This is a genomic window from Cupriavidus sp. 05T313, from assembly GCF_056396665.1.
This window is the reverse complement of sequence record NZ_JBFTLX010000307.1, coordinates 1-7,563: the sequence shown is the minus strand read 5'-3', so window position 1 is coordinate 7,563 and position 7,563 is coordinate 1. Positions and strand designations below refer to the sequence as shown.

Sequence of the window (7,563 nt, the reverse complement as noted above, 5' to 3'; positions counted from 1 at the left end):
GTCAAGGTCACCATGCTGGCCTTCATGATCAAGGCTGCCGTGGCGGCGCTGAAGAAATTCCCCAATTTCAACGCCTCGCTCGACGGCGACAGCCTGGTGCTGAAGAAGTACTTCAACATCGGTTTTGCCGCTGACACGCCGAATGGCCTGGTGGTGCCGGTCATCAAGAACGCCGACAAGAAGGGCGTGATCGAGATCGGCCAGGAAATGAACGAGCTGGCCAAGCTGGCACGCGACGGCAAGTTGAAACCGGACCAGATGCAAGGCGGCTGCTTCTCGATCTCCTCGCTGGGCGGGATCGGCGGCACGTATTTCACGCCGATCATCAACGCGCCTGAAGTGGCCATCATGGGCGTTTGCAAGTCGTACCAGAAGCCGGTGTGGGATGGTAAGCAATTCGTGCCGCGCCTGACGCTGCCGCTGTCGCTGTCGTGGGATCACCGCGTCATCGACGGTGCGGAGGCGGCCCGCTTCAATACCTACTTCGGGCAACTGCTGGCCGATTTCCGCCGCATCCTGCTGTAAGGCGGGCAGGGTGCGCCTGGCCCTCGCGGCCGTGCGCGCCCTCTGCCAGACGTCTGCAACCTGCCGTCCGAAAACAGGAAGGAAGCGAGTCCATGACTACCTGCGTTGTCGTCAAGAAGGCCGGTGAGGTGGCAATTGCCGCCGACGCACTGGTGACGTTTGGCGACACCCGGCTCACGCGTGCCTACGAGCGCAACCAGAAGGTGTTTCCCGTGGGGGACAGCTTTGTGGCGCTCGCGGGCACCACCGCCCATTTTCCGGTCATGCGCAGCCTGCTGGCCGGGCTGGGCGAGGATTGCCGCCTGGGCTCGCGCGACGACGTCTTCCGGACTTTTCTCAAGGTGCATGAAAAACTCAAGAACGAGTATTTCATCAACACCAAGGAAGATGAGGACGATCCCTACGAGTCCTCGCAGATCGTGTGCCTCATCGCCAATCCGGCGGGCATATTCGGTGTCTATTCGTACCGCGAAGTCTTTTCGTTCGACCGTTTCTGGGGCATTGGCTCGGGGCGCAACTACGCGCTGGGCGCCATGCACGCGGTCTACGACCAGCCGGGCCTGAACGCCGGGGAGATTGCGCGGATCGGCGTGGATGCAGGCGTGGAGTTCGACAAGAGTTCGGCAGGTCCGGTCGAAGTGCAGGTGGTACGGCTCGGTGACACGGCCGGCGACGGCGCAATCAATAACGATGGCGCGGCCCGTATCTGAAGCGGGGCGCGCTCTTGAGGAGCAAAACATGAGTGTGATCGAAGTCCAGGTGCCGGATATCGGCGATTTCGACGCGGTGGAAGTGATCGAAGTGCTGGTCAAGGCTGGGGATACGGTCGAGCAGGAGCAGTCGCTGATCGTACTCGAGTCGGACAAGGCCAGCATGGACGTGCCTTCGTCCGCGGCCGGCAAGGTGGTCGAAGTGCGTGTCAAGGTGGGCGACAAGGTCGCCAAGGGCGCGGTGATCTGCACGCTGGAAAGCGAAGCCGCCGCCAAGCCGGCAGCCGCGCCGGCACCGGCCCCTGCGGCCGCTCCCGCGCCGGTCGCTGCTCCGGCTGCCGCACCCGTGGCGGCCTCGCATTCGGGCAGCGCGGACATCACTTGCGACATGCTGGTGCTCGGCGCCGGCCCCGGTGGCTATTCGGCTGCCTTCCGCAGCGCCGACCTCGGCATGAATACCGTGCTGGTCGAGCGCTATGGCACGCTCGGCGGCGTCTGCCTGAACGTCGGCTGCATCCCGTCCAAGGCACTGCTGCACAACGCCGCCGTGATCGACGAAGCCAAGGCGCTGGCGGCGCACGGCATCCTGTTCGGCGAAGCCAAGATCGACCTCGACGGCCTGCGCCACTACAAGGAAACCGTCGTCGGCAAGCTGACCGGCGGCCTGTCCGGCATGGCCAAGGCACGCAAGGTGCAGGTCGTGCGCGGCATTGGCACTTTCCTGGATCCGCATCACCTCGAGGTGCAGGAAACCGAAGGCGACGCCAAGCAGACCACCGGCAAGAAGACCGTGATTCGCTTTGAGAAGGCCGYCATCGCGGCCGGCAGCCAGGCGGTCAAGTTGCCGTTCATCCCCGAAGATCCGCGCATCGTCGACTCCACCGGCGCGCTTGAGCTGCCCGAGGTGCCGAACAAGATGCTGGTGATCGGCGGCGGCATCATCGGGCTGGAAATGGCCACGGTGTACAGCACGCTGGGCGCCAATATCGATGTTGTCGAAATGCTCGATGGGCTGATGCAGGGTGCCGACCGCGACCTGGTCAAGGTCTGGGACAAGATGAACAAGACGCGCTTCGACAAGGTCATGCTCAAGACCAGGACGGTCGGCGTGGAAGCGAAGCCGGACGGTATCTACGTCAGGTTCGAAGGCGAGCAGGCCCCGGCCGAGCCGCAACGCTACGACCTGGTGCTGGTGTCTGTGGGCCGCGTGCCCAACGGCAAGCGCATCGGCGCCGAGAAGGCGGGCGTGGCGGTGACGGACCGCGGCTTTATCGACGTCGACAAGCAGATGCGCACCAATGTGCCGCACATCTTCGCCATCGGCGACATCGTCGGCCAGCCCATGCTGGCTCACAAGGCGGTGCATGAGGCGCACGTCGCGGCCGAGGCAGCGCACGGCGAGAAGGCGTACTTCGACGTCAAGCAGATCCCGTCGGTGGCCTACACCGATCCGGAAGTGGCCTGGGCCGGCGTGACGGAAGACCAGTGCAAGGCGCAGGGCATCAAGTACAGCAAGAGCGTGTTCCCGTGGGCCGCTTCGGGCCGCGCCATTGCCAACGGCCGCGACGAGGGCTTTACCAAGCTGATCTTCGACGAGGAAACCCACCGCATCATCGGCGGCGGCATCGTCGGCATGCATGCCGGCGACCTGATCAGCGAAGTCTGCCTGGCCGTCGAGATGGGCGCCGATGCTGTGGATATCGGCAAGACGATCCACCCGCACCCGACGCTGGGCGAGTCCATCGGCATGGCTGCCGAGATCTACGAAGGCGTCTGCACCGACGTGCCGCCGCCGCGCAAGCGTTAAGCGGCCAGCATCAGCCACGCATCGAGGCCCGCCGCACGGCGGGCCTTTTTATTGTCCGATTCGCAATTAACCGCCAAGATTTTCCTGGCGCCCACTTGTGGCTTCGCCAGCCAAACCCCGCTTGCAGCAGAGGAGGACCGTGGCGGGCCGTGGGTCGGCAAAGCCGGCTTGACGCGAAAGATGGATGCCGCATCGCGCCGAGCCTGAAATCGGCACAGCCGGTCCGCGCCGCAGGCAAAAAAAATCCCGGCACATAGCCGGGAATGAATCGATATTGGAATACAAGGAAACCAGATACCGAGGAGACATCGTCAGAGGGCAGGGCGGCTTGGTTGCCGTCCGTGCTGCCTTCGTTGGCAAAATGCGCTGGCCGTGCCAGGCGCGCTTTGCCAACGAACCGGCCGAAGCCGGTCCGTTGTCCTGCCTGCGCTAGTTAGGCGGCGGCGGGGGCGGCCTTCTTGGTCGCGGTGCGAGCCGTTGCGCTGGCTTGCTGGGCGGCCTTGGTGGCGGCGCTGGCGGCTGCCTGGAAGTTGCTTTCGGCGATTTCAACAGCTTGCTTGGTGGCCTTCTGGACCGACTCGTAAGCGTTGTTGGCGGCGCTGATCGCGGACTTCACGATGGCAACGGTCGACTCGGAGCCGGCCGGGGCGTTCTTGGCGAGGTTCTCGACCAGGGCTTGCACCTTCTTCGAGTTTTCGGCCAGTTGGGATTCGGCAACCTTGGTGAATTCCGACTGGGTTTCCGAGGCGATTTCGTACAGGTGGCGGCTATAGGCCAGGGCCTTTTCGGCAACCGGCTGGATCAGCGAGGACTGGATGGCCAGGAATTCCTGGGCRTCCTTSGCGGACAGGGCCTTCTTGGCGTTGTCSACGTTTTCRGCRAASGTGGCCTTGACCACTTGCAGGTTCAGTTCGACCAGCTTCTCAACGCCTTCGAAGGCTTTGGTGGTCAGGCCAAACAGGGTTTCGAGATTGGCTTTTTGCGCTGCGGCGACTTGTTCCGGGGTGAAGCTCATGCTGGTCTCCAATAATGAAGTTCAATGTCAGACAAAATTAGGCCGCCCAGATGTCAAAGCCATGACGACGTCACTGCTTTTCGTCAGCCAGCCCCAGGCGTTTGGGGGTTGCCGGCGCTTCCGCTTGCTCTGCAAAACCGATGGTGCGCCGCAACAATTCCAATTGTAGGGAAAAGAAAAACGGTGTCAAGAATTTCTTGTGCAATGCACAAATAAGTCCGGCCGAAGTCGCCGGAAGTCGACCTGATGCCACATATCGCGCCGCCAGAGTTGCGGATTTACGCCAGCTCGGGCGCGGGAAGGGCGGTCCTGGTCGCGTACCTTCGCGCCGGCTCAGTGCTACCATCGCGGTCTGCCCGAATCGGTGCTGCCCAAGCGTGTGCAACGCAGCGGCCGATGCGCCACGGCCCTGTTGCCGGGGCAGCGGCCTGCCGGCCGGATGTCCGCCCCCAGTTAATCCCCATGCTCGCCTTCTACGCCGACCACTTTGTCCTGCCCCTGCCCGAGGGCCATCGCTTCCCGATGCGCAAGTACAGCATGTTGAGGGCGACGGTTGAGCGGGAAGTGGCGGGCCTGACGCTGGCCGAGGCCCCACGTGCCGGAGACGATGCCTTGCTGCTGGCGCATACCCCAGAATATGTGGCCAGCGTCTCCCGGGGCGCACTGGACCCTGCGCGCCAGCGCGAGATCGGGTTTCCGTGGTCCGAGGCCATGGTCGAGCGATCGCGGCGCTCGGCCGGCGCCACCATCGAAGCATGCCGCACCGCGCTGCGCGAGGGCATTTCGGTGAACCTGGCGGGCGGGACGCATCATGCTTATGCGGACAAGGGCGGCGGTTTCTGCGTTTTCAACGATGCGGCGATCGCGGCACGCCAGCTGCGCCGCGACGGCCGGGTGGAGCGCGTGGCGGTGGTGGACCTCGATGTGCATCAGGGTAACGGCACCGCGGCCATCCTGCGCGACGACCCTTTCGTGTTCACGCTGTCCCTGCACGGCGAAAAGAACTATCCCTTTCGCAAGGAAGCCAGCGACCTCGACGTGGGCCTGCCCGATGGCTGCGACGACGAAGTTTACGCCGCGGCGTTGCAGGAGGCGCTCGAAGCCCTGTTCGCGCGTTTCTCTCCGGACCTGATCATCTACCTGGCAGGCGCCGATCCCCATGAGGGCGATCGGCTGGGCCGCCTGAAGCTCACGCTCGCCGGCCTGGCCAGGCGCGATCGTCTGGTGTTTGATGCAGCCCTGGCGCGGGGGCTGCCGATCGCCGTGGCGATGGCTGGCGGCTACGGCAACCAGATCGAGGACACCGTGGCGGTGCATGCGCAGACCATCGCGCTTGCCGCTCAATATCACGAACGTTATGCCCGGCGCATGAAATTGGACACGCTCACGGCTGCCAGCCCGATCGCGGTGACACGGCAATGAGCGCAACCAGCCAAGTCCGCGCAACGCGCGGCACCCTTTGGATGGCCGCCATGCCGTGGCTGTTCGTGGTGATCTGGAGTACCGGCTTTATCGTGGCCAAGTACGGCATGCCGCATGCCGAGCCGATGACCTTCCTGTTCCTGCGCTTTGTCGGCGTGCTGGTGCTGATGCTGCCCTTCGTGGTGGTGGCGCGCGTGCCCTTGCCGCAGAGCGCGGGCGCCGTCGACTGGCGCAGGGTGGGGCATATCGCCGTGGCGGGACTGTTCCTGCAGGCGGGCTATCTCGGCGGCGTTTGGGCAGCGGTCAAACTCGGCATGCCGGCGGGCGTTTCCGCCCTGATCGTCGGCATGCAGCCGATCCTGACCGCGCTGGCGGCTTCGCGCATGGGCGAGACCATCGGACGGCGCCAGTGGCTGGGGCTGGCGCTGGGCATCGTGGGCGTGGGTCTGGTGGTGGCCAACAAGCTGTCGGCCAGCGGGCTGTCCGCGCCGAGCCTGCTGCTTGCCGTGGGTGCCTTGTTCTCGATCACCTTCGGTACGCTGTACCAGAAGCGCTATTGCCCGATGTTCGACCTGCGCATGGGTTCCGTGATCCAGTTCGCGGCGGCGGCGCTGGCCTGCCTGCCCTTCATGTTTCTTGCCGAGACCCGCCACGTCGAGTGGAACGCCGAGATGTTCGGCGCGCTGGCCTGGTCGGTGGTGGCGCTGTCAATCGGCGCGATTTCGCTGCTGTTCCTGTTGATCCGGGAGGGCGCGGCCACCAAGGTGTCCAGCCTGATGTATCTCACGCCGCCGACCACCGCCGTCATGGCGTGGCTGCTGTTCGGCGAGAGTTTTCCGCCGCTGGCGGCACTTGGCATGGCCCTTGCCGCAGGCGGCGTGGCCCTTGTGATTCGCCGCTGATCTTCCTCTTGCGTGCTTCCGATGAAACCGACTGCCGATACCCGTAGTGCCTACCGTCATTTCCAGCCGATCACCACGCGCTGGATGGACAACGACGTCTATGGCCACGTCAACAACGTCATCTACTACAGTTATTTCGATACCGTTGTGAACACCTACCTGATCCGGCAGGGCGTGCTCGATATCGAGGCTGGCGACACCATCGGGCTGGTGATCGAAACGCAATGCAGCTACTTCGCCGCGCTTAGCTTTCCCGACACCGTGGTGGCCGGGCTGCGCGTGGCGCGGCTGGGCAACTCTAGCGTGCGCTACGAAGTGGGCCTGTTCCGCAATGACGACGACGTCGCTGCGGCGCAAGGTCATTTCGTCCATGTCTATGTCGATCGCGCCACGCGGCGGCCGGTACCGCTGCCGCCTGCGCTGCGCAACGCCTTGCAGGCGCTGGTGTGCGAATCCGCGGACGCCGGCGCCTGATCGGGGCAGGGTACAGACGCATGAAGGAGTTGACAGTCATGGATTCGCAGCGCAAGCGGGACACCGGCCTGGTAGACCAGGCCATCATCACACGCCGCTCGGTGCGTGCTTTTCTTGATACGCCGGTGCCGCACGATGTGGTCAACGAGATCCTGGCGGTGGCCAGCCGGGCGCCTTCCGGCACCAACGCCCAGCCGTGGCGGGTCTATGTGCTGAGCGGTGATGCCAAGCTGAAATTGTCCGCCGACGTGTTGACCGCCTACGACGATCCGCAGCGCGACAGCAAGTACCGGGAAGAGTATCCCTACTATCCGCGCGAGTGGGTGGCGCCATATATCGACCGCCGGCGCAAGGTGGGCTGGGACCTGTACAGCCTGCTGCAGATCAGCCGCGAGGACAAGGCGCGCATGCATGCGCAGCACTCCCGCAATTTCACCTTCTTCGGTGCGCCGGTGGGCATGATCTTCACCATCGACCGCATCCTGGAGCAGGGTAGCTGGCTGGATTACGGCATGTTTCTGCAGAGCATCATGGTGGCAGCCCGGGCGCGTGGGCTGGATACCTGCCCGCAGGCGGCTTTCACCCAGTTCCACGCGGTCATTGCCAATCACTTGCGCCTGCCGGAGGACGAGATGGTGGTCTGTGGCATGGCCCTGGGGTATGCCGATCCCGCGGCCATAGAGAATACCCTTAGTACGGAGCGTGAAC

The 7,563-nt window shown here is 64.3% G+C and carries 10 protein-coding genes; 8 read left to right on the top strand and 2 right to left on the bottom strand.

Annotated elements, in window-relative coordinates; genetic code table 11:
- From AC1DKD_RS36925 to AC1DKD_RS36910, 4 genes are all read left to right on the top strand, one after another.
- A partial coding sequence (locus tag AC1DKD_RS36925; protein ID WP_477144401.1) for a 2-oxo acid dehydrogenase subunit E2 occupies window positions 1-525 on the top strand: 525 nt, incomplete at its 5' end.
- A 92-nt stretch (window positions 526-617) separates the two neighbouring features.
- Window positions 618-1,235 carry an Ntn hydrolase family protein gene (locus tag AC1DKD_RS36920; RefSeq protein ID WP_035860037.1) on the top strand — a complete coding sequence of 206 codons (618 nt, stop codon included), beginning with the start codon at window positions 618-620 and terminating at the stop codon, window positions 1,233-1,235.
- A 28-nt stretch (window positions 1,236-1,263) separates the two neighbouring features.
- Window positions 1,264-3,042, top strand: coding sequence for a dihydrolipoyl dehydrogenase (gene lpdA / locus AC1DKD_RS36915; protein ID WP_477144400.1), 1,779 nt, complete (start codon window positions 1,264-1,266; stop codon window positions 3,040-3,042).
- A gap of 184 nt (window positions 3,043-3,226) precedes the next feature.
- Window positions 3,227-3,475: a hypothetical protein gene (locus AC1DKD_RS36910; protein WP_477111167.1), complete on the top strand. Its 249-nt coding sequence runs from the start codon at window positions 3,227-3,229 to the stop codon at window positions 3,473-3,475.
- On the opposite strand, the gene phaP1 is transcribed toward AC1DKD_RS36910, so the two are convergent.
- Both phaP1 and AC1DKD_RS36900 read right to left on the bottom strand, forming a co-directional pair.
- On the bottom strand, window positions 3,476-4,057 hold the full coding sequence (phaP1, locus tag AC1DKD_RS36905; RefSeq protein WP_035860043.1) for a TIGR01841 family phasin PhaP1: 582 nt from the start codon (window positions 4,055-4,057) through the stop codon (window positions 3,476-3,478).
- Window positions 4,058-4,127: 70 nt separating this feature from the next.
- Complete coding sequence (locus AC1DKD_RS36900; protein WP_477103937.1) at window positions 4,128-4,403, bottom strand: hypothetical protein; 276 nt, start codon at window positions 4,401-4,403, stop codon at window positions 4,128-4,130.
- Between the two features lie 116 nt (window positions 4,404-4,519).
- On the opposite strand from AC1DKD_RS36900, the gene AC1DKD_RS36895 reads away from it, so the two are divergent.
- The 4 genes from AC1DKD_RS36895 to AC1DKD_RS36880 form a co-directional block, all read left to right on the top strand.
- Window positions 4,520-5,479: a histone deacetylase family protein gene (locus AC1DKD_RS36895; RefSeq protein WP_441636283.1), complete on the top strand. Its 960-nt coding sequence runs from the start codon at window positions 4,520-4,522 to the stop codon at window positions 5,477-5,479.
- Window positions 5,476-6,381, top strand: coding sequence for a DMT family transporter (locus AC1DKD_RS36890; RefSeq protein ID WP_441636285.1), 906 nt, complete (start codon window positions 5,476-5,478; stop codon window positions 6,379-6,381). The genes AC1DKD_RS36895 and AC1DKD_RS36890 overlap by 4 nt, the downstream gene beginning before the upstream one ends.
- Before the next feature lie 21 nt (window positions 6,382-6,402).
- Window positions 6,403-6,855, top strand: coding sequence for an acyl-CoA thioesterase (locus tag AC1DKD_RS36885; protein WP_477111168.1), 453 nt, complete (start codon window positions 6,403-6,405; stop codon window positions 6,853-6,855).
- 38 nt (window positions 6,856-6,893) lie between these two features.
- A partial coding sequence (locus AC1DKD_RS36880) for a nitroreductase (protein WP_477144399.1) occupies window positions 6,894-7,563 on the top strand: 670 nt, incomplete at its 3' end.